The organism is Pseudomonas sp. NPDC089743 (genome assembly GCF_044748785.1).
Taxonomy (GTDB): Bacteria; Pseudomonadota; Gammaproteobacteria; order Pseudomonadales; family Pseudomonadaceae; genus Aquipseudomonas; species Aquipseudomonas putida_X.
On sequence record NZ_JBIVGS010000001.1, the window covers coordinates 154,837 to 173,460 of the forward strand.

Annotated in this window: 21 protein-coding genes; 14 read left to right on the top strand and 7 right to left on the bottom strand. The window is 62.0% G+C overall.

What is annotated here, in order from left to right:
* The first annotated feature begins 58 nt into the window (after positions 1 to 58).
* Together ACIPZC_RS00750 and ACIPZC_RS00755 are read left to right on the top strand one after the other, a co-directional pair.
* A complete protein-coding gene (locus tag ACIPZC_RS00750) occupies positions 59 to 484 on the top strand; it encodes an OsmC family protein (protein ID WP_241806687.1) in 426 nt (141 codons plus the stop codon).
* 73 nt (positions 485 to 557) lie between these two features.
* On the top strand, positions 558 to 788 hold the full coding sequence (locus ACIPZC_RS00755; RefSeq protein WP_400624131.1) for a DUF1161 domain-containing protein: 231 nt from the start codon (positions 558 to 560) through the stop codon (positions 786 to 788).
* A 39-nt stretch (positions 789 to 827) separates the two neighbouring features.
* On the opposite strand, the gene ACIPZC_RS00760 is transcribed toward ACIPZC_RS00755, so the two are convergent.
* Together ACIPZC_RS00760 and ACIPZC_RS00765 are read right to left on the bottom strand one after the other, a co-directional pair.
* Positions 828 to 1,241, bottom strand: a complete 414-nt coding sequence (locus ACIPZC_RS00760; protein WP_400624134.1) for a hypothetical protein — start codon at positions 1,239 to 1,241, stop codon at positions 828 to 830.
* A gap of 55 nt (positions 1,242 to 1,296) precedes the next feature.
* Positions 1,297 to 1,710, bottom strand: a complete 414-nt coding sequence (locus tag ACIPZC_RS00765) for a hypothetical protein (protein WP_267819963.1) — start codon at positions 1,708 to 1,710, stop codon at positions 1,297 to 1,299.
* An 84-nt stretch (positions 1,711 to 1,794) separates the two neighbouring features.
* Here ACIPZC_RS00765 and ACIPZC_RS00770 point away from each other — a divergent pair, with 84 nt between their 5' ends.
* Positions 1,795 to 2,868, top strand: coding sequence for an aminopeptidase (locus tag ACIPZC_RS00770; RefSeq protein ID WP_400624812.1), 1,074 nt, complete (start codon positions 1,795 to 1,797; stop codon positions 2,866 to 2,868).
* Between the two features lie 56 nt (positions 2,869 to 2,924).
* On the opposite strand, the gene ACIPZC_RS00775 is transcribed toward ACIPZC_RS00770, so the two are convergent.
* On the bottom strand, positions 2,925 to 3,575 hold the full coding sequence (locus ACIPZC_RS00775) for an HAD family hydrolase (RefSeq protein WP_349975605.1): 651 nt from the start codon (positions 3,573 to 3,575) through the stop codon (positions 2,925 to 2,927).
* Positions 3,576 to 3,595: 20 nt separating this feature from the next.
* Entirely contained in the window at positions 3,596 to 4,144 is a 549-nt protein-coding gene (locus ACIPZC_RS00780) for a gamma carbonic anhydrase family protein (RefSeq protein WP_039603776.1), read from the bottom strand.
* A 66-nt stretch (positions 4,145 to 4,210) separates the two neighbouring features.
* Here ACIPZC_RS00780 and prlC point away from each other — a divergent pair, with 66 nt between their 5' ends.
* From prlC to ACIPZC_RS00805, 5 genes are all read left to right on the top strand, one after another.
* On the top strand, positions 4,211 to 6,298 hold the full coding sequence (prlC, locus tag ACIPZC_RS00785; RefSeq protein WP_241806691.1) for an oligopeptidase A: 2,088 nt from the start codon (positions 4,211 to 4,213) through the stop codon (positions 6,296 to 6,298).
* On the top strand, positions 6,295 to 6,576 hold the full coding sequence (locus ACIPZC_RS00790) for a YheV family putative zinc ribbon protein (protein ID WP_012312067.1): 282 nt from the start codon (positions 6,295 to 6,297) through the stop codon (positions 6,574 to 6,576). The genes prlC and ACIPZC_RS00790 overlap by 4 nt, the downstream gene beginning before the upstream one ends.
* Positions 6,577 to 6,788: 212 nt before the next feature.
* Positions 6,789 to 7,847 (top strand): PA0069 family radical SAM protein, encoded by a 1,059-nt coding sequence (locus ACIPZC_RS00795; RefSeq protein ID WP_400624140.1) that lies wholly within the window; start codon positions 6,789 to 6,791, stop codon positions 7,845 to 7,847.
* A 271-nt stretch (positions 7,848 to 8,118) separates the two neighbouring features.
* Positions 8,119 to 8,838: a carbonic anhydrase gene (locus ACIPZC_RS00800; RefSeq protein WP_241806693.1), complete on the top strand. Its 720-nt coding sequence runs from the start codon at positions 8,119 to 8,121 to the stop codon at positions 8,836 to 8,838.
* 192 nt (positions 8,839 to 9,030) lie between these two features.
* Positions 9,031 to 10,557 carry a SulP family inorganic anion transporter gene (locus ACIPZC_RS00805; RefSeq protein WP_400624143.1) on the top strand — a complete coding sequence of 509 codons (1,527 nt, stop codon included), beginning with the start codon at positions 9,031 to 9,033 and terminating at the stop codon, positions 10,555 to 10,557.
* 2 nt (positions 10,558 to 10,559) lie between these two features.
* Here the strand turns inward: ACIPZC_RS00805 and ACIPZC_RS00810 are convergent, their stop codons facing one another.
* Together ACIPZC_RS00810 and ACIPZC_RS00815 are read right to left on the bottom strand one after the other, a co-directional pair.
* On the bottom strand, positions 10,560 to 11,648 hold the full coding sequence (locus ACIPZC_RS00810) for a hypothetical protein (protein WP_400624146.1): 1,089 nt from the start codon (positions 11,646 to 11,648) through the stop codon (positions 10,560 to 10,562).
* A gap of 117 nt (positions 11,649 to 11,765) precedes the next feature.
* Entirely contained in the window at positions 11,766 to 12,407 is a 642-nt protein-coding gene (locus ACIPZC_RS00815) for a hypothetical protein (RefSeq protein WP_400624149.1), read from the bottom strand.
* Positions 12,408 to 12,776: 369 nt separating this feature from the next.
* Between ACIPZC_RS00815 and coxB the strand changes: the two genes are divergently transcribed.
* Genes coxB through ACIPZC_RS00835 form a run of 4 tightly spaced genes read left to right on the top strand, consistent with a single transcriptional unit; the run spans position 12,777 to position 17,018 of the window.
* A complete protein-coding gene (gene coxB / locus ACIPZC_RS00820; RefSeq protein ID WP_241806697.1) occupies positions 12,777 to 13,904 on the top strand; it encodes a cytochrome c oxidase subunit II in 1,128 nt (375 codons plus the stop codon).
* Positions 13,905 to 13,947: 43 nt separating this feature from the next.
* A complete protein-coding gene (gene ctaD / locus ACIPZC_RS00825; protein WP_012312075.1) occupies positions 13,948 to 15,537 on the top strand; it encodes a cytochrome c oxidase subunit I in 1,590 nt (529 codons plus the stop codon).
* 10 nt (positions 15,538 to 15,547) lie between these two features.
* Positions 15,548 to 16,114 (top strand): cytochrome c oxidase assembly protein, encoded by a 567-nt coding sequence (locus ACIPZC_RS00830; RefSeq protein WP_241806698.1) that lies wholly within the window; start codon positions 15,548 to 15,550, stop codon positions 16,112 to 16,114.
* A 16-nt stretch (positions 16,115 to 16,130) separates the two neighbouring features.
* Complete coding sequence (locus ACIPZC_RS00835) at positions 16,131 to 17,018, top strand: cytochrome c oxidase subunit 3 (protein WP_400624154.1); 888 nt, start codon at positions 16,131 to 16,133, stop codon at positions 17,016 to 17,018.
* 57 nt (positions 17,019 to 17,075) lie between these two features.
* Here ACIPZC_RS00835 and ACIPZC_RS00840 read toward each other — a convergent pair whose 3' ends face one another.
* Positions 17,076 to 17,279, bottom strand: a complete 204-nt coding sequence (locus ACIPZC_RS00840) for a twin transmembrane helix small protein (protein ID WP_241806700.1) — start codon at positions 17,277 to 17,279, stop codon at positions 17,076 to 17,078.
* Between the two features lie 51 nt (positions 17,280 to 17,330).
* Here ACIPZC_RS00840 and ACIPZC_RS00845 point away from each other — a divergent pair, with 51 nt between their 5' ends.
* Together ACIPZC_RS00845 and ACIPZC_RS00850 are read left to right on the top strand one after the other, a co-directional pair.
* Positions 17,331 to 18,071 (top strand): SURF1 family protein, encoded by a 741-nt coding sequence (locus ACIPZC_RS00845; protein ID WP_400624157.1) that lies wholly within the window; start codon positions 17,331 to 17,333, stop codon positions 18,069 to 18,071.
* A complete protein-coding gene (locus ACIPZC_RS00850; protein ID WP_400624160.1) occupies positions 18,037 to 18,621 on the top strand; it encodes a hypothetical protein in 585 nt (194 codons plus the stop codon). The genes ACIPZC_RS00845 and ACIPZC_RS00850 overlap by 35 nt, the downstream gene beginning before the upstream one ends.
* The last annotated feature ends 3 nt before the right edge of the window (positions 18,622 to 18,624 follow it).

Here is an 18,624-nt window from a genome sequence, read left to right on the forward strand (position 1 = left end):
GCCGAAGGTGGGTGGCCTCTGAACCCATAGATACGTAACCGAGTGACCAGGAGGCATCATGAAAAAGACTGCATCGGCGATCTGGCAAGGTGGCCTGAAGGATGGCAAAGGCGTTATTTCGACTGAAAGCGGCGCCCTGAAGCAGAACCCTTATGGTTTCAACACCCGCTTCGAGGGCTCGCCCGGCACCAACCCAGAGGAGTTGATCGGCGCGGCTCATGCTGGCTGCTTCTCGATGGCGCTGTCGATGATGCTTGGCGAGGCGGGCCTGACCCCAGACCGTATCGATACGATCGCTGAGGTGACCTTGGACAAACAGCCCGACGGCTTTGCCATCACTGCTGTGCACCTGGTCCTCAAGGCCAAGGTGCCTGGTGCGAGCGAAGCCCAGTTCCTTGAGATTGCCAACAAGGCCAAAGCGGGTTGCCCGGTGTCCAAGGTGTTGAACGCGAAGATCAGCCTGGACGCCAGCTTGGTGGGCTAAGCGGCGCAACCGCTTCGGTTTGCTGTAATCTAAACAGCATCGGCAGCGCAGCTGCCTAACCAGGAGCAGTGCCATGAAACGCGTCGTAATCGCCGTGTTGGCGTGTCTGCTAGCCACTTCTGCCTCGGCGGCGGTCAAGCCGTGCGAGGAACTGAAGGCCGAGATCGAAGCCAAGATCCAGGCTCAGGGTGTGCCGTCGTACACGCTGGAGATCGTGCCCAACGCTGACGTCAAGGATCAGAACATGATCGTCGGCAGCTGTGATGGCGGGACCAAAAAGATCATTTATCAGAAGAACGGATGATCACCGATGGAAACCGGGGCTGGACAGTAGCCCCGGGTTTCAGGGAATGCAGAACACATTGCTGGGCTCGTTGACCACCACGGTGCGGCTGGCGTCATACAAGAGCACTTGCGGTTCCATTACCGGTGCCCGCGCCTCCAGACGGTAACGTTCGCCTGCCTTGAAATCGTCGAAGCGCACGGTCAGGTAACACGTTCGATCCCTGGGCTGGCTCATCATGCCGCCCCCGTAAATTTCATAATCGAAGCGCACCACCAGTTCGTGCTTGCCAGGCGTGACCTGGAAGTAACGGCCGTCCTCAAGGCGCTTGCCATCGAGCTTGTCCGCCATGATGACTCGGCCGGGCGTGACGGTGTAGAGGTCGACCCAGGCTTGCTTAGGGTCTACGGGGGGCAAGGGGCTGGCGCATGCCCCCAATGCACTGAGGGCCATCAGCATCATGGGCTGGCGCATGGTGAAACTCCCACTTGCGATTCACAAGTTACAAGCATAGCGCCGTTTGCGGGCTTCAGGTGCGTTGGCAGCCCGCCGGCAGGCCTTGACCGACCAGTTTTTGCTGGTGGTCATAGAGCTTGATCCAGGGCCGGAAGCCTATGCTGCCTGCCTGCAGGCTATAACGCTGGCCGGCGCTGAAGTCCTTGAAGGTCAAGTTGAGCTGGCAGTCGCGCCACAACGGTGCCTCAACGGGGCCGATATTGCTGGGTGTGACCGGGAACTGGTAGCGCACGGTCAGCTCGTGGCTACCGGGCTGGACCTCGAAATAGCGGGTGTCAGCCCAATCGCGCTCATCCACCTGCACCGCGTGCAGCGAACTCTCGTCATGTGGGGTGAGGTCGATCCACGCTTGGTTCGGGTCCGGGTCTGGCAGGGTCGAACAGGCAGACGTCAGCAACAATGAGCCGGCGACGAACAGTGCACGCATGGCGAAACTCCCCCTTGGCGAGATAGTCTTGGAGTGCATCGGCCGTGAGCGAATGGATAGTCCAAGATGGTCTGGTTTTTTCTTTTGAAGCGCTCAGGCCCTGGGCCACTCGACCGCGTTTTCAGCACTTTGGTTCCAGTGCTGGGCGCCTTTCTGCTGAGTGGTTGCAGCAGCCTTGCCTATTACGGGCAGTTGGCCGATGGTCAATGGCAACTGTTGCGTGCACGTCAGCCGGTGGAGCAGGTACTCGCCGACCCGGCCAGCAGCCCGCAGTTGCGGGCCCGCCTGCAACACGCCGAGCAGGCGCGGCTGTTCGCCAGCAAGCAACTGGGCCTGCCGGACAACGGTAGCTACCGGGTGTATGCCGACCTCGGGCGGCCCTATGTGGTGTGGAATGTGTTCGCTACGCCTGAGCTCTCGCTGCAGGCGGTGACGCACTGTTTCCCTGTGGCCGGTTGCGTCGCCTACCGCGGTTATTACCAACAGGGTGCAGCCCGCGGCGCGGCGGCGGTGATGCGCCAGGCGGGCATGGATGTCTATGTGGCCGGTGTCGAAGCCTATTCGACGCTTGGCTGGTTCGACGACCCGATCCTGTCGTCGATGGTCGGCTGGGGCGATGAGCGCCTGGCCGCGTTGATCTTCCACGAACTGGCGCATCAGCGCGTGTATGTGCCGGACGACACGGCGTTCAACGAGTCCTTCGCCACGTTCGTCGAGCACGAAGGATCGCGGCAATGGCGCGCCGCCCGTGGGCTTGAAGCGAATCAGGGTGAGCAGAGCCTGCAGCGTGACCAGTTCATACGGCTGATTCTGGCCAGTCGCGAGCGGCTGCAGGCGATCTATGCCGGGCCGCTGGATGACACCCACAAACGTGCGGCCAAGCAGGCAGAGTTCGAGCGCTTGAGGCGGGAGTATCGCCAGGTACGAGATAGCCAGTGGGCTGGGGACAAGCGCTACGACGCCTGGATGTATGGGCCGATGAGCAATGCCAAGCTGTTGCCGTTCGGGCTGTATGACCAATGGGTGCCAGCGTTTGCGGCGGTGTTCCGTGAGGTTGGGGGGGATTGGGCCCGGTTTTACGAGAAGGTAGAAGCGCTGGGACGGTTGCCGGGCGAACAGCGCAAGGCGATGTTGGCTCGGTTGGTGGCGGGTCAGTGAACGCTGGGGGCCGCTATGCGGCCCATCGCCGGCATGCCGGCTAGCTACGCGCGCGCTCAGGCCTTGATGAACGCCTGATGCATCTCAGCCAAGGTGGCGTAGTGGAACTCAGGCGTGTGGGCCTTCAATTCTTCGTCGCTGCCGAACCCGTACCCCACTGCCACTGCCTGCAACCCATTGCTGCGCGCCCCGATCAGGTCGTGCTTGCGATCGCCGATCATCAGGGTCTGTGCCGGGTCCAGTCCTTCCTCGTCCAGCAGGTGGCGAATCAGCTCGACCTTGTTGGTGCGGGTGCCGTCCAGTTCACTGCCGTAGATCACCTTGAAGTGATGATCGAAGGCAAAGTGCCTGGCGATCTCACGGGCGAACTCCCAAGGCTTGGATGTTGCGATGTACAGCGTACGGCCCTGCCGGTTCAGGTCCTGGAGCAGTTCCGGCACGCCTTCGAAGACCAGGTTTTCGTAGAGGCCGGTGACCCGGAAGCGCTCCCGGTAAAAATTCACCGCCTCCCACGCCTTGGCTTCATCGAAGCTGTAGAACTGCATGAAGGCCTGCAGCAGGGGTGGGCCGATGAAGTGCTCGAGCCGCGCCAGGTCTGGCTCGTCGATGCCCAGTTTGGCCAGGGCGTACTGGATCGAACGGGTAATGCCCAGGCGCGGGTCGGTCAGGGTGCCGTCAAGGTCGAAAAGGATATTCTGCTGGTGCATGGTGGTCTCGGTGGTCAGGTTCATTCCGGGCGGTCGTAGCCTTCGGCCAGGTGCTGGTCCTTGAGCTTCACGTAGTTACCGGCGCTATACGGGAAAAAGGCACGTTCCTTGTCGGTCAGTGGCCGTGCCTGCTTTACCGGGCTGCCCACGTACAGGTAGCCGCTCTCCAGGCGCTTGCCCGGCGGCACCAGGCTACCGGCGCCGATGATCACCTCGTCTTCGACGATGGCGCCATCCATGATCGTGCTGCCCATGCCGACCAGAATGCGGTTGCCCAGGGTACAGCCATGCAGCATGACTTTGTGGCCGATGGTCACTTCGTCGCCGATGATCAGCGGGAAGCCGTCCGGGTTGAACGGGCCGGCGTGGGTAATGTGCAGCACACTGGCGTCCTGCACGCTGGTCCTTGCACCGATGCGGATGCGGTGCATGTCGCCGCGAATCACCGTCAACGGCCAAACAGAGCTGTCTTCACCGATTTCCACATCGCCCAGCACTACCGCCGAGCGGTCGACGAAGGCCCGTGGCCCAACTTTCGGAGTGTGTTGCTGGAAGCTACGAATGGCCATGATAGGGTCTCTCATCTGTGCCGATAGGCAGGCTGCCTGCTGCGGTCGGCGTCGATTGTAATTAAGATGGGGCAGTGTTTCTTCTGCCAAGGTAGCCAAACCGTGAGTGCGAACAACCCGCTTCTGCAGTCTTATGATCTGCCGCCCTTCTCGGCGATCCGTGCCGAACACGTGCTGCCGGCGATCGAAGAGATCCTGGCCGATAACCGTAAAGCCATTGCCCAGATCCTCGAAAAGCAAGGCAAGAACCCCACCTGGGCCGGCCTGGTGCTGGCCATGGACGAGCTCAACGACCGCCTGGGCGCTGCCTGGAGCCCGGTCAGCCACCTCAATGCGGTGTGCAACAGCAAAGAGCTGCGTGAGGCCTACGAGTCCTGCCTGCCGGCGCTCAGTGCCTACTCTACCGAACTGGGTCAGAACCGCGCGCTGTTCGAGGCCTATGAGGCTCTGGTCAACAGCCCTGAGGCCGCAGGTTTCGATGTGGCGCAAAAAACCATCCTCGAGCATGCACTGCGCGACTTCCGTCTGTCGGGCATCGACCTGCCACCTGCCCAGCAGCAGCGTTACGCCGAAGTGCAGAGCAAGCTCAGCGAATTGGGCAGCCGCTTCTCCAACCAACTGCTCGACGCCACCCAGGCCTGGACCAAGCACGTTACCGACGAAGCCGCGCTTGCCGGCCTGACCGATTCGGCCAAGGCGCAGATGGCGGCTGCCGCCCAGGCCAAAGGCCTCGATGGCTGGCTGATCACCCTGGAATTCCCCAGCTACTATGCGGTGATGACCTACGCCAGTGACCGCGCCCTGCGTGAAGAGCTGTACGCCGCCTACTGCACGCGCGCCTCTGACCAGGGCCCGAATGCCGGCCAGTTCGACAACGGCCCGGTGATGCGCGAGATCCTCGACCTGCGCCAGGAACTGGCTGGGCTGCTGGGCTACAAGAACTACGCCGAGCTGAGCCTGGCCACCAAGATGGCTGAGTCCAGCGACCAGGTGCTGAGCTTCCTGCGCGACCTGGCCAAGCGTTCCAAGCCGTTCGCCGTGCAGGATCTGGAGCAACTCAAGGCCTATGCCGCCGAGCAAGGTTGCCCCGAGCTGGCCAGCTGGGACGCCGGCTACTTCGGTGAAAAGCTGCGCGAGCAGCGCTACAGCGTGTCCCAGGAAACCTTGCGCGCCTACTTCCCGATCGACAAGGTACTGTCCGGCCTGTTCAGCATCGTCCAGCGCCTGTACGGCATCGAAATCGCCGAGCTCAAAGGCTTTGATACCTGGCACCCGGACGTACGCCTGTTCGAGATCAAGGAAAACGGCCAGCACGTCGGCCGCTTCTTCTTCGACCTCTATGCCCGCGCCAACAAGCGTGGCGGTGCCTGGATGGATGGTGCCCGCGACCGCCGCCGTACCGCGGGTGGTGAGCTGCAAAGCCCGGTGGCCAACCTGGTGTGCAACTTCACGCCCGCTGCGCCGGGCAAGCCTGCGTTGCTGACCCACGATGAAGTGACAACCCTGTTCCACGAGTTTGGCCACGGCCTGCACCACCTGCTGACCCGTATCGAGCATGCTGGCGTGTCGGGCATCAATGGCGTGGCTTGGGATGCAGTCGAGTTGCCGAGCCAGTTCATGGAAAACTGGTGCTGGGAGCCGGAAGGCCTTGCACTGATCTCCGGCCATTACGAAACGGGGGCTGCCCTGCCCCAGGACCTGCTGGACAAGATGCTGGCGGCGAAGAACTTCCAGTCCGGCATGATGATGGTGCGCCAGCTGGAGTTCTCGTTGTTCGACTTCGAGCTGCACGCCAGCCACGGCGATGGCCGCAGTGTGCTGCAGGTGCTTGAAGGCGTGCGCGACGAGGTGACGGTCATGCGCCCACCGGCGTACAACCGCTTCCCGAACAGCTTTGCGCACATCTTCGCTGGCGGTTACGCGGCGGGCTACTACAGCTACAAATGGGCCGAAGTACTGTCGGCTGATGCCTTCTCACGGTTCGAGGAAGAAGGCGTGCTCAACGCCGAGACAGGCCGCGCCTTCCGCGAGGCCATTCTGGCCCGAGGCGGCTCGCGCGAGCCTATGGTGCTGTTCGTCGACTTCCGTGGCCGTGAGCCTTCCATTGATGCATTGCTGCGCCACTGCGGGCTGAGCGAGGACGCGGCGGCATGAGCGAGGTAGCTGTGAACAAGACCAAGAAGCGCTTCATCGCCGGGGCGGTCTGCCCGGCGTGCAGCGAGCCGGACAAGTTGATGATGTGGAGCGAAGACGACGTGCCGCACCGAGAGTGCGTGGCCTGCGGCTTCACCGACACCTTGAATGAACAGGGGCTGTCGGTACCCAAGGAGCTGGGGACGCGGGTCAACCATTTGGCGCCCAAGGCGGCGCCGGCCAAGGTACAGACGGTGCAGTTCTTCCCCAATCCCAAGCTGAAGAAACCGGCTGACTAAGGCCCGCCCGCCTGTGTCGGGGTGGTAGAAGATCAAGGCTCTACCGCTCCGCCAGGCAGGCATGCTCGCCCGCTCGCCCATGAGGCAGGCAATATTGGCCGCACCCCAAGCCATGCCACCTACCTGAGTTGGCACGGGCTGGCCTGACCAGAGGTGCTGGCAAGTTGAGCCCTGCCCCTATACTGTTCATCTATACAGTATAGGGCTTGGCGATGAATCTTCCAGCACCACCCAAAGGCCGTGGGACGGCGCACAATCCACACAACCGCTTCGCGCCGAGCCATTCGGTGGCGGAGGATGACGGCTGGTACCTTGAGGTTCCACTTACCCAAGGCACCGAGGTGCGGGTTGAAACCGCCAAGACGATCATCAGCCGCAACACTTCACCCGACCTGCCCTTCGATCGCTCCATCAATCCCTATCGAGGCTGCGAGCATGGTTGCATCTACTGCTATGCCAGGCCCTCGCACGCCTACTGGGACTTGTCCCCAGGGTTGGATTTCGAAACCAAACTGATCGCCAAGACCAACGCTGCCGAGGTTCTTGCCGAGCAGCTGAGCAAGCCTGGCTATGTGTGCGCCCCCATCAACCTGGGTGCCAACACAGACCCCTACCAGCCGATCGAACGTGAGCACCAATTGACCCGGCGCTTGCTGGAAGTGCTGTTACGTTTTCGCCACCCGGTGACCATCGTCACCAAAGGTTCGCTGATATTGCGTGATCTCGATTTGCTGGCCGAAATGGCCAGCCAGCGGTTGGTGCGGGTGATGATCAGCCTGACCACACTGGACGATGGCCTCAAGCGGGTGCTCGAACCGCGTGCGGCCTCGCCCAAGGCCCGGCTGCGGGCAATCCGAGTGCTGCGCGAGGCGGGTGTACCGGTGGGCGTGTTGTGTTCGCCGATGATTCCCATGATCAACGACAGCGAACTGGAGCACCTTTTGCAAGCCGCCAAGGAGGCTGGCGCGCAGAGCGCAGCCTACATGATGCTGCGCCTGCCCCTGGAAGTGGCACCGCTGTTCGAGCAATGGCTGCAGGACCACTACCCGCAGCGCGCCAGCCATGTGTTGAGCCTGATTCGCCAGAGCCGGGGCGGCGAGCTGTATGACAGCCGCTTTGGCGCGCGCATGCGTGGTGAGGGCGTTTTCGCAGAGCTGCTGGCACAACGCTTTGCCAAGGCCATGCGCAAGTTGGATTTGGAGGGGCGGCAGGGGCAAATGCTGGATTGCTCGGCGTTCTGTCCGCCCGGTGGGCAAATGGCATTGTTTTGACCCTTAATGGGACTAATCCAAGCACATAATCTTATTCGGGGGTCTTGGCATTTGATGTGTTTTTGCTATTATCCAATTCCCGCCTTATCTATCTGGAACACCCGTTCTAGAGCCTCCGAATTAAGTTTCAGTTAAGTTTTCCCCGCTAGCGTAGGAAACCAGTCCACGAAGACTGTGATCTATGGCCTGTGCGTGTCATCTAATTCCTCGCATAGCCAGAATCTTTCACCGGTAAAATGGATTTACCAACTCACCGTCAAGAGGATGAATCATGCCCGTCAAGGACCCATCCAAGGTCGTTCCGCAGGCCCCCGCGGAGAGCGCCGATGCCGCCCTCAAGCACATCGTCGACGGCTTCCTGCGTTTCCACCATGACGTCTTCCCTGAGCAGCAAGAGCTGTTCAAGAAGCTCGCCACCGCGCAAACGCCGCGCGCCATGTTCATCACCTGTGCCGACTCGCGCATCGTCCCCGAGCTGATCACCCAGAGCTCGCCAGGCGACCTGTTCGTTACCCGTAACGTCGGCAACGTGGTTCCGCCGTATGGCCAGATGAACGGCGGTGTTTCCAGCGCCATCGAGTACGCCGTGTCGGCGCTGGGGGTGCACCACATCATCATCTGTGGCCACTCCGACTGCGGCGCGATGCGAGCGGTACTCAACCCGCAATCGCTGACCAAGATGCCGACCGTTTCCGCCTGGCTGCGGCATGCCGAAGTGGCACGTACCGTGGTCGAGAACAACTGCGCCTGCGGCAGCGAGCACGAAACCATGCAGGTGCTGACGCGGGAAAACGTCATTGCCCAGTTGCACCACCTGCGCACCCACCCGTCGGTGGCCTCGCGCCTTGCGGCTGGCGAGCTGTACATACACGGTTGGGTCTATGACATCGAGACCAGCCGGATCGAAGCCTACGATGCCGCCAGCGACAGCTTCATGCCCCTGGCCGCTGGTGAGCCGGTGCCCTGCGCGACTCCGAGAGGCCGCTACTAAGCGACCCATCCAACGCTAGAACCTTGATAGCCGGCTGCACCCCGCAGGGGTGTGGCGCGGCCTTCGGCTGCCTTGAATTCCCTGACTGCCCTGCCGGCATGCTCGCTGGCGGCCCGCGCCTGCGCGTTTGTCAGGGGCCAAACGTGCCCATGGCCAGAGGAAAGGCCATGTGACAGAGAAAGGAGAAACACGGTGAACATTACACAGTTGAAAGCGGCTTTGCCGCGAGAGTTGCTGGCGTCGGTTGTGGTCTTCCTGGTAGCCCTGCCCTTGTGCATGGGCATTGCGATCGCTTCGGGCATGCCACCGGCCAAAGGCCTTATAACCGGCATCATCGGCGGTATCGTGGTGGGCTTTCTGGCCGGTTCGCCACTGCAGGTCAGTGGCCCTGCCGCCGGCTTGGCCGTGCTGGTGTTCGAGCTGGTGCGCCAGCACGGCGTGGCGATGCTCGGGCCGATCCTGCTGCTGGCGGGGTTGCTGCAATTGCTGGCCGGGCGCTTGCGCCTGGGCTGCTGGTTCCGCGTCACTGCCCCGGCGGTGGTGTATGGCATGCTGGCTGGTATCGGTGTACTGATCGTGCTGTCACAGGTGCATGTGATGTTCGACACGGCGCCGCAGCCTTCGGGCTTGCAGAACCTGATCGGCTTCCCCGCCACGGTGGCTAGCGCCCTGCCCTTTGAAAGTGCCGGCAGCGGTTGGCAGGCCGGCCTGCTCGGTTTGGGCACCATCGCCGTGATGTGGGGCTGGGAGCGTTTTCGGCCACAGCGGCTGCGGTTTTTACCTGGCGCCTTGCTCGGTGTGGGGGGGATGACGCTGCTCAGCCTGTGGCTGGCACTGCCAGTCAATCGTGTGCAGGTGCCAGCCGACTTGTCCGAGGCCATCGACTGGCTGCGCCCCGAAGATCTGCTGCAATTGGCTGACCCGACCTTGCTGGTGGCCGCCTTCGCGCTGGCGTTCATCGCCAGTGCCGAAACCCTGTTGTCTGCCGCGGCGGTGGACCGCATGCACAGTGGCCAGCGCTCGGACTTCGACCGGGAACTCTCCGCGCAGGGTATCGGCAACATGCTGTGCGGTGTATTGGGCGCCCTGCCCATGACTGGCGTGATCGTGCGCAGTTCGGCCAATGTGCAGGCCGGCGCGCAAACCCGCGCATCGGCGATCCTCCATGGCTTGTGGTTGTTGGCGTTCGTGGTGGCCTTGAGCAGTGTGCTGCAGCAGATCCCGGTGGCGAGCCTGGCGGGGGTGCTGGTGTACACCGGTATCAAGTTGGTGGACTTCAAGGCCTTTCGCGGGCTTGGCCGCTACGGTCGCATGCCGATGTTCACCTACGCAGCAACAGCGCTGGCGATCATCTTCACTGACCTGCTGACCGGTGTGCTGCTGGGCTTTGCCCTGACGCTGCTGAAGTTGGCACTCAAAGCGGCCCGCCTGAAGATCAACCTGCTCAGCCTGGACCGGCCGGGGCACATGGAGCTTAGGCTCACCGGCGCCGCCACCTTCCTCAAGGTGCCGGCACTGACCCAGGTGCTGGAAACGGTGCCCGCTGGCACCCAGTTGCACGTACCGCTGGCCAACCTGAGTTACATCGACCACTCAGTGCTGGAGTTATTGGAAGACTGGGGGCGTACGCAGCGCAGCGCCGGTTCACGCCTGCTCATCGAGCCGCGTGGGCTCAAGCGGCGTATCGAGGGGGGCTTGCGCACTGCGGCCGAGTGTTGAGCTCAGTCTTCCTCGACGACACGCACGGAGGGCGAGCCGGGCCACGTACCATACAGGTTGATGGTCCGGCTGCCGCCAACCCACTGGCTGAGGGGCGTTGTCCAGTGCCGCGTCAACGTTTGATTGGCGCCTACGTTGACGAATTCGGCGCTGAAGTCGAGATTTCTGGCGCCCAGCGGAAGGGTGAAGTTATGCGACAGGCCGCCGGAAATGGTCATCGGGCCAACCGTGGTGCGGCGCTCGCCTGGAAGATCATAGGCAATCGATACCTTGGTGATGTAGGTGGTGGCCGAGGTGGCCTTGCTGTCGACATGCAGTTGCAAGCTGCCAATCTTGCGCACCCAGATCGGAATGATCATCCTGTCGGGGCCAAAGGAGGCAAAACTGTAAGCTACCGGCAGTGGGAGGGTGGCAACCTGGCCATCTTGCGCAGGTAGGGTATGCGATTCCACCGACGCGGTATCGCGGGTGGAGATGAAGGTTGCTCCGCCTTTGCCTGAAATACCGTTTTCGCCCAGCAAGGTGTTCAGGCCGCTGGCCGAACCCGAAAGGGAGAATTTGGCATTCTTGCTCTTGGCGCCGGCATTCACGCCGCTATCGGCCAGAATGACGCTCGTTACTACGCCAAAGCCCTCTGCAATCCGGCCGTCGCTGGCCATGCCGACTTTCTGTGCCTGCGCGTACAGCCAATCGTATTGGTCGTGGATCAGGGCAAGGTCATTCAGACGTTGCTCTCCATGAAGGGCAAACTCCGAAGCGATCGACTCCTCTTTACCGAAGTTCCACTCCAGCGTCAGCTCTGGCTTGACCTGAGCCCCGGTGGCTGGGTCGATCACGGTCCCTGAAACATTGGCCTTGGTCTCCCTGCGGGAGACGTCCTTGGAGCTGATGGCCCAGCGGCGCCCTTGCTCGACATTGGAAATCTGTACGGTGGGCAACGCTTCGTTGACCAGGGTGAAATCGCCGGACGCCGGGTCGATGATACCCACCGCTCCGGGTTTGATGACTGGGTTGAGGGCCCAGTTGCCCCAAAGGGTGGAGCGGCTGCCGCGTAACAGGTCCGTGTAAAGCCTGTTCCATTTGATGCTCATGGTTTCTTCCTCGCCTTGTTAGGTCAGTGCCTACCCCGTAAGGAGGCGGGAAGAATCTATCCGTGCGCGGTACAGCCGATCAGTTGGAGCCTGTTCCCATTGGGCTGCAGACAGCGGTCAGGCGGGTTGGCCCAGTTCGACCCCCAGTTGGCGCGACAGGCATGGCCAGCGTTTCCAGGCCTCGCCAGTCTTCGGGCTGCTCAAGGTGTCCCGGTAGGCTTCCACGGATTCGGTAGCGAAGCTTTCCTCGTCCAGCATTTCATCCACCGAGTGGTGCACCACCTCATCGAGCTGGTTGGCGAAGGTTTCTCCGATCAGTTGATGGGCAATCAGGTTGGCCATGGTGGTATCGAAGGGGATCAGTGGTTGCTGGAAGTGGCGGATATAAAGATCGTTCACCTCCTCCACCAAACGGTGCGCCAGGTAGGCTTCATCCAGCAGGCAGTCCAGGCCCACGTGCCCCTGCATAACGCTCGGCGGCTGCAGGAAATAGGCCTCAGCGATCTTCAGCACGGGTTTGATCTGCGACTCGATACCGGCCTCCAGCGCCACCGCGTGGGCAGCTTCGAGCAACTCGGGCACCTGGTCGATATAGGCGCTGACGAAGCGCGCCAACGTACCCTGGGCGTCCTGCTCAGGCAGCTGGATCGAGGGGTGCAAATGGGGCAGTTGCAGCTCGAGACGCTCTTTCAGTTGGCCGGTCTGGCGTTCGTGATCGTGGGCTTGGCTTATTTGCTCGCGTACAGCAGCGATGTTCATGACAACTCCAGGGACAATACGTTTCAAACGGAAGACAGTAAATTAGCTCGGTATACAGAATACCTAAGACGCATTTGTTATAAACCACGCAAACGTGTGCGCTGTTGGGTATATGTGGGCGCCATCATTATGCCACTTAGCGTCTAGGGCAGGCTTTACAGGCGTTTTCACGATTTCGTGAAGATCATTTCACCCGCGCCGTTGCGTGCCATTGGTCGCTGTCTATACTCGGGTTGAACGTGATTCGCTGATGAGGCCCGACTGCTTATCGCAGGGGCTCGGTCGTCGAAGCCAGGCAGTCTTGACCGCCGTTCCCTCTTGCCGCAGGCCATGCCTCCGGGACAACAAGAATTAGAAGGGGAACCCGCAATGATGCGACATCCACCCGTCTGGATGGGCCTCCTGTTGTGGACGGTTTTCGGTCAGGCGAACGCCGCCTGGACCGTAAACATGGCGCCGGGGGCGACGGAAGTCTCCAACGCCGTGTTCGACCTGCACATGACCATCTTCTGGATCTGCGTGATCATCGGCGTCGTGGTGTTCGGCGCGATGTTCTGGTCCATGGTCATCCACCGCCGTTCCACCGGCCAGCAAGCTGCGCATTTCCACGAGCACACCTGGGTGGAAATCCTGTGGACCGTGGTCCCCTTGCTGATCCTGGTGGCCATGGCCATCCCCGCCACCAAGACCCTGATCGACATCTACGACGCCAGCGAATCGGACATTGATATCCAGGTTACGGGCTATCAGTGGAAATGGCACTACAAATACCTGGGCCAGGATGTGGAGTTCTTCAGCAACCTGGCCACCCCTGCCGACCAGATCCAGAACAAGGCGCCCAAGGACGAGCACTACCTGCTTGAGGTGGACCAGCCGCTCGTGCTGCCGGTGGGCGCGAAAGTGCGCTTTCTGGTGACCGCCGCCGACGTGATCCATTCCTGGTGGGTACCGGCTTTCGCGGTCAAGCGCGACGCCATCCCTGGCTTCGTCAATGAAGCCTGGACCCGGGTCGAAAAGCCCGGCATCTACCGCGGCCAATGCACCGAGCTGTGTGGCAAGGACCACGGTTTCATGCCGGTGGTGGTGGAGGTCAAGTCCAAGGCCGACTACGACACCTGGCTCGGCGAGCGCAAGGCCGAGGCGGCCAAACTCAAAGAGCTGACCAGCAAGGAATGGACCCTTGAAGAGTTGGTCGCCCGTGGCGACAAGGTTTACCACACCACCTGCGTGGCCTGTCACCAGGCCGAGGGCCAGGGCTTGCCGCCGATGTTCCCGGCACTCAAGGGCTCGAAGATCGCCACCGGCCCCAAGGATGCCCACCTGGACATCGTCTTCCACGGCAAGCCCGGCACCGCCATGGCGGCCTTCGGCAAGCAGCTGTCTGAAGTCGATATCGCCGCCGTGGTCACCTACGAGCGCAACGCCTGGGGCAATGACACAGGCGACATGGTGACACCTAAGGACGTGCTGGCGCTCAAGCAGGCACAAGCGCAATGAACCGGGTTACTCGCGGCAGTCAGTGGGCTGCAGGAGACAGGACATGAGTGCAGTGATCGACGACCACGCCCACGGCCATGAGCATGCCCACGGCCCGGCCAAGGGCCTGATGCGCTGGGTGCTGACCACCAACCACAAGGACATCGGCACGATGTACCTGTGGTTCAGCTTCATCATGTTCCTGCTTGGCGGTTCGTTTGCCATGGTGATACGCGCCGAACTGTTCCAGCCCGGGCTGCAGATCGTCGAGCCGGCATTTTTCAACCAGATGACCACCATGCACGGCCTGATCATGGTGTTCGGCGCGGTGATGCCGGCCTTCGTCGGCTTGGCCAACTGGATGATCCCACTGATGATCGGCGCGCCGGACATGGCCCTGCCGCGGATGAACAACTTCAGTTTCTGGCTGCTGCCGGCAGCGTTCCTGATGCTGGTATCGACCCTGTTCAGCCCCGGTGGCGGGCCGAATTTCGGCTGGACGTTCTACGCTCCGCTTTCCACCACCTATGCCCCCGCCAGCGTGACGTTCTTCATATTCGCCATCCACTTGATGGGTATCAGCTCGATCATGGGGGCCATCAACGTCATAGCCACCATTCTCAACCTGCGCGCACCGGGCATGACCCTGATGAAAATGCCGCTGTTCGTCTGGACCTGGCTGATCACGGCCTTCCTGCTGATCGCGGTGATGCCGGTGCTGGCCGGCGTGGTCACCATGATGCTGATGGATATCCACTTTGGCACCAGCTTCTTCAGTGCCGCCGGTGGCGGTGACCCGGTGCTGTTCCAGCACGTGTTCTGGTTCTTCGGCCACCCCGAGGTGTACATCATGATCCTGCCGGCCTTCGGCGCGGTCAGCTCGATCATCCCGGCGTTCTCGCGCAAGCCACTGTTCGGCTACACCTCGATGGTCTATGCCACGGGTGCCATCGCCTTCCTGTCGTTCATCGTCTGGGCGCACCACATGTTCGTGGTCGGCATCCCGGTGGTGGGCGAGTTGTTCTTCATGTACGCGACCATGCTCATTGCCGTGCCCACCGGGGTGAAGGTGTTCAACTGGGTCAGCACCATGTGGGAAGGCTCACTGACCTTCGAGACGCCGATGCTGTTCGCCATCGCCTTCGTCATCCTGTTCACCATCGGTGGGTTCTCGGGGTTGATGCTGGCCATCGCGCCGGCAGACTTCCAGTACCACGACACCTACTTCGTGGTGGCGCACTTCCACTACGTGCTGGTGCCCGGGGCGATCTTCGGCATCTTCGCCTCGGCCTATTACTGGCTGCCGAAGTGGACCGGTCACATGTACGACGAAACCCTCGGCAAGCTGCATTTCTGGCTGTCGTTCATCGGTATGAACCTGGCCTTCTTCCCCATGCACTTCGTTGGCCTGGCCGGCATGCCGCGGCGCATTCCTGACTACAACCTGCAGTTCGCCGACTTCAACATGGTGTCATCGGTCGGGGCATTCATGTTCGGTGCCACGCAGATCTTCTTCCTGTTCATCGTCATCAAGTGCATTCGCGGCGGCGCGCCGGCCCCGGCCAAACCCTGGGACGGGGCCGAGGGGCTTGAGTGGTCGGTGCCTTCGCCGGCGCCGTATCACACCTTCCAGACGCCACCGGATGTGAAATAGGTAACCGCTCATGACCGGCCAACCGCTCAAACGCCTGGTGCTGCGCCTGTTGATGCTGACGGTGGTGATGTTCGCCTTCGGCTTTGCCCTGGTGCCGATCTACGACGTCATGTGCAGGGCCTTCGGCATCAATGGCAAGACGGGCGGGCAGTACGAAGGTAGCCAGGTCAGCGATCCGACGCGTTCGGTGCGGGTGCAGTTCATGTCGACCAATGCCGGTGACATGGTCTGGGATTTCTATGCCACTGCCGACCAGCTCGCGGTCAACCCGGGGGCCGTCAACCAGATGATCTTCGTGGCTCACAACACCACTGACCGGCCGATGACCGCCCAGGCCGTACCCAGCATCACTCCGGCCGAGGCCGCGGCGTACTTCCACAAGACCGAGTGCTTCTGCTTTACCCAGCAGGTGCTGCAGCCCGGCGAACGTATCGAGATGCCCGTGCGCTTCATCGTCGACCGGGACCTGCCGGCCACTGTGAAGCACCTGACACTGGCCTACACCTTGTTCGACATCACCGCTCGCCACCCGCCGGTCGCGCATGTCGCGCCCCAGGACGTTCAGGGCGCCCGTTAAGGGAAGGAGAACAGCAATGGCAAGTCATGAACACTACTACGTCCCTGCGCAGAGCAAGTGGCCGATCATTGCCACCATCGGAATGTTCATCACGGTGTTCGGCCTTGGCACGTGGTTCAACGACCTCAAGGCTGGCCACCCCGATTCCCACGGGCCGCTGATTTTCTTCGTCGGTGCGCTGTTGCTGGCCTACATGCTGTTCGGCTGGTTCGGTGCGGTGGTCAAGGAAAGTCGCGCCGGCCTCTACAGCGCGCAGCTGGACCGCTCGTTCCGCTGGGGCATGAGCTGGTTCATCTTCTCCGAGGTGATGTTCTTCCTGGCGTTTTTTGGCGCACTTTTCTATGTACGGGTACTGGCCGGACCCTGGCTCGGCGGAGAAGGCGCCAAAGGTGTCGCACACATGCTGTGGCCCAGTTTCGAGTTCGCCTGGCCCCTGCTCAATACCCCGGACCCCAAGTTGTTCCCGCCGCCCAAGGACGTCATCGACCCTTGGCACCTGCCTTTGATCAACACCATTTTGCTGGTCAGTTCGAGCGTGACCATCACCCTCGCCCACCATGCGCTGCGACGTGGCCACCGTGGGCCGCTGAAGCTGTGGATGGCCATCACCATCCTGTTGGGGCTGAGCTTTATCGCACTGCAGGCCTACGAATACTTCGAGGCCTACACCCAGTTGGGCCTGACCCTGGGCTCGGGGATCTACGGCGCGACCTTCTTCATGCTCACAGGCTTCCACGGTGCCCACGTGACCTTGGGCACGATCATTTTGATCGTCATGTTCGTGCGCATCCTGCGGGGGCACTTCAACCCGGACAAACACTTCGGCTTCGAGGCGGCTAGCTGGTACTGGCACTTCGTCGATGTGGTGTGGGTTGGGCTGTTCATCTTTGTGTATGTGCTGTGAAGAGCGACACAGCCCTTTCGCGCCGCAAGGCCGCCCCTACAGGTGGCGGCTGACGGCCTAGAAGGGAGCGTGGGAGACGAGCTGGCCAGAGATGAAGCCATATGCCACCAGGGCGATGGTCACGCAGGCCAAGGTGACACGCACGGTCAGTGCCTTGAGCAGGCGGGTGGAGTTCTCATCGTCCTTGACCAGAAACACCAGGCCGCTGAACAGGCTGGCGATGGTGGCCAACAGCATCATGACAATCGCGGCCTTGAGCATGGCGTTTCTCCAGGGGGATGCGGTGATGTGGATAAGTATAGCGAGGCGCCCGTGAGGCTGTTTCGCCCGGGCTGGGTACCCACACTGGTAGTGCTTGCGCTACTGCCGGGCTTGATCGCCCTTGGCTGCTGGCAATTGGGCCGAGCCGCCGAAAAGCGCGCATTGCTGGCCAGCCATGCCGAGCGTAGCGTCGACGCGCCGCTTTCCGCCGGCCAGTTACAGCTGAGCGACGACCCCGCCTTCCGCCGTGTACACCTCTACGGCCGTTTCGATGCCGAGCACAGCGTGCTGCTGGACAACCGCATGCGCGACGGCCAGGCCGGCGTCGAGTTGCTGCAGCCGTTTCTCGACCAGCCCAGCGGCCTGTGGCTGTGGGTCAACCGCGGGTGGCTGCCCTGGCCCGACCGCCGCGTGCCGGTGCCCTTCGACACCCCTGCCCAGGCTCTGGCCCTGGATGCCTCGGTATACGTAGCGCCGGGCAGCACCTTTCAATTGCACCCCGACCCCGTGGGCGGCCAGTGGCCGCACCTGCTGACGGCGGTGAACCCCGTGCAACTGTGGCAACAGCTGCGGCGCGCAGGCTTCGCCCATGAACTGCGCCTGCAGCCTGGCCCGGCGGCGTACCGCCTGGACTGGCCAGTGGTGGCCATGGGGCCGGAAAAACACCTGGGCTATGCCGTGCAATGGTTCGCCCTGGCCACCGCACTGGTGCTGCTCTACCTCTACTTTGGCTGGCACAACAAAAAGGAGAACCGCCATGGCCGCCACCACCACTCCACTGGACATGCCTGAACGTCGCAAACCCAGAGCCCGCGGGCGTTTGCAGCTGATCCTGATTCTGCTGGTGGTGCTCGGCCCAATGATCCTGGCCACCAGCATGTACAAGCTCAAGTTCTGGGTGCCGGAAGGCCGAAGCTATCACGGCACGATGATCGGCAATGGCCAGAGCCGCAGCGATATCGGCATCGCTGGCGAGGACGCCCGTTGGCAACTGCTGGTCAGCGCCCCGGAAAACTGTGCTGAAGACTGCCAGCGTCTGGTTTACCTGGCGCGGCAGATCCAGATTGGCCTTGGCCGGGACGCCAGCCGTGCCAGCCATGCCTTGGCCGCTGCCCAACCGTTGAGCGCCGGCTACCAGGCCTTGCTGGCGCGCGAGTACCCACAGTTGCAGCGTTATCCACTCGATACCCAGCGCTACCTGCAGAAGGTAGGAGACCCCGCGCCGCATCTGTGGATCGTCGACCCGCACGGCAATCTGGTGCTGCGCTATGACGGCAAGGTCAGCGGCAAGCATGTACTGGATGACCTGCGCCACCTGCTCAAGCTGTCCAACATCGGCTAGGAG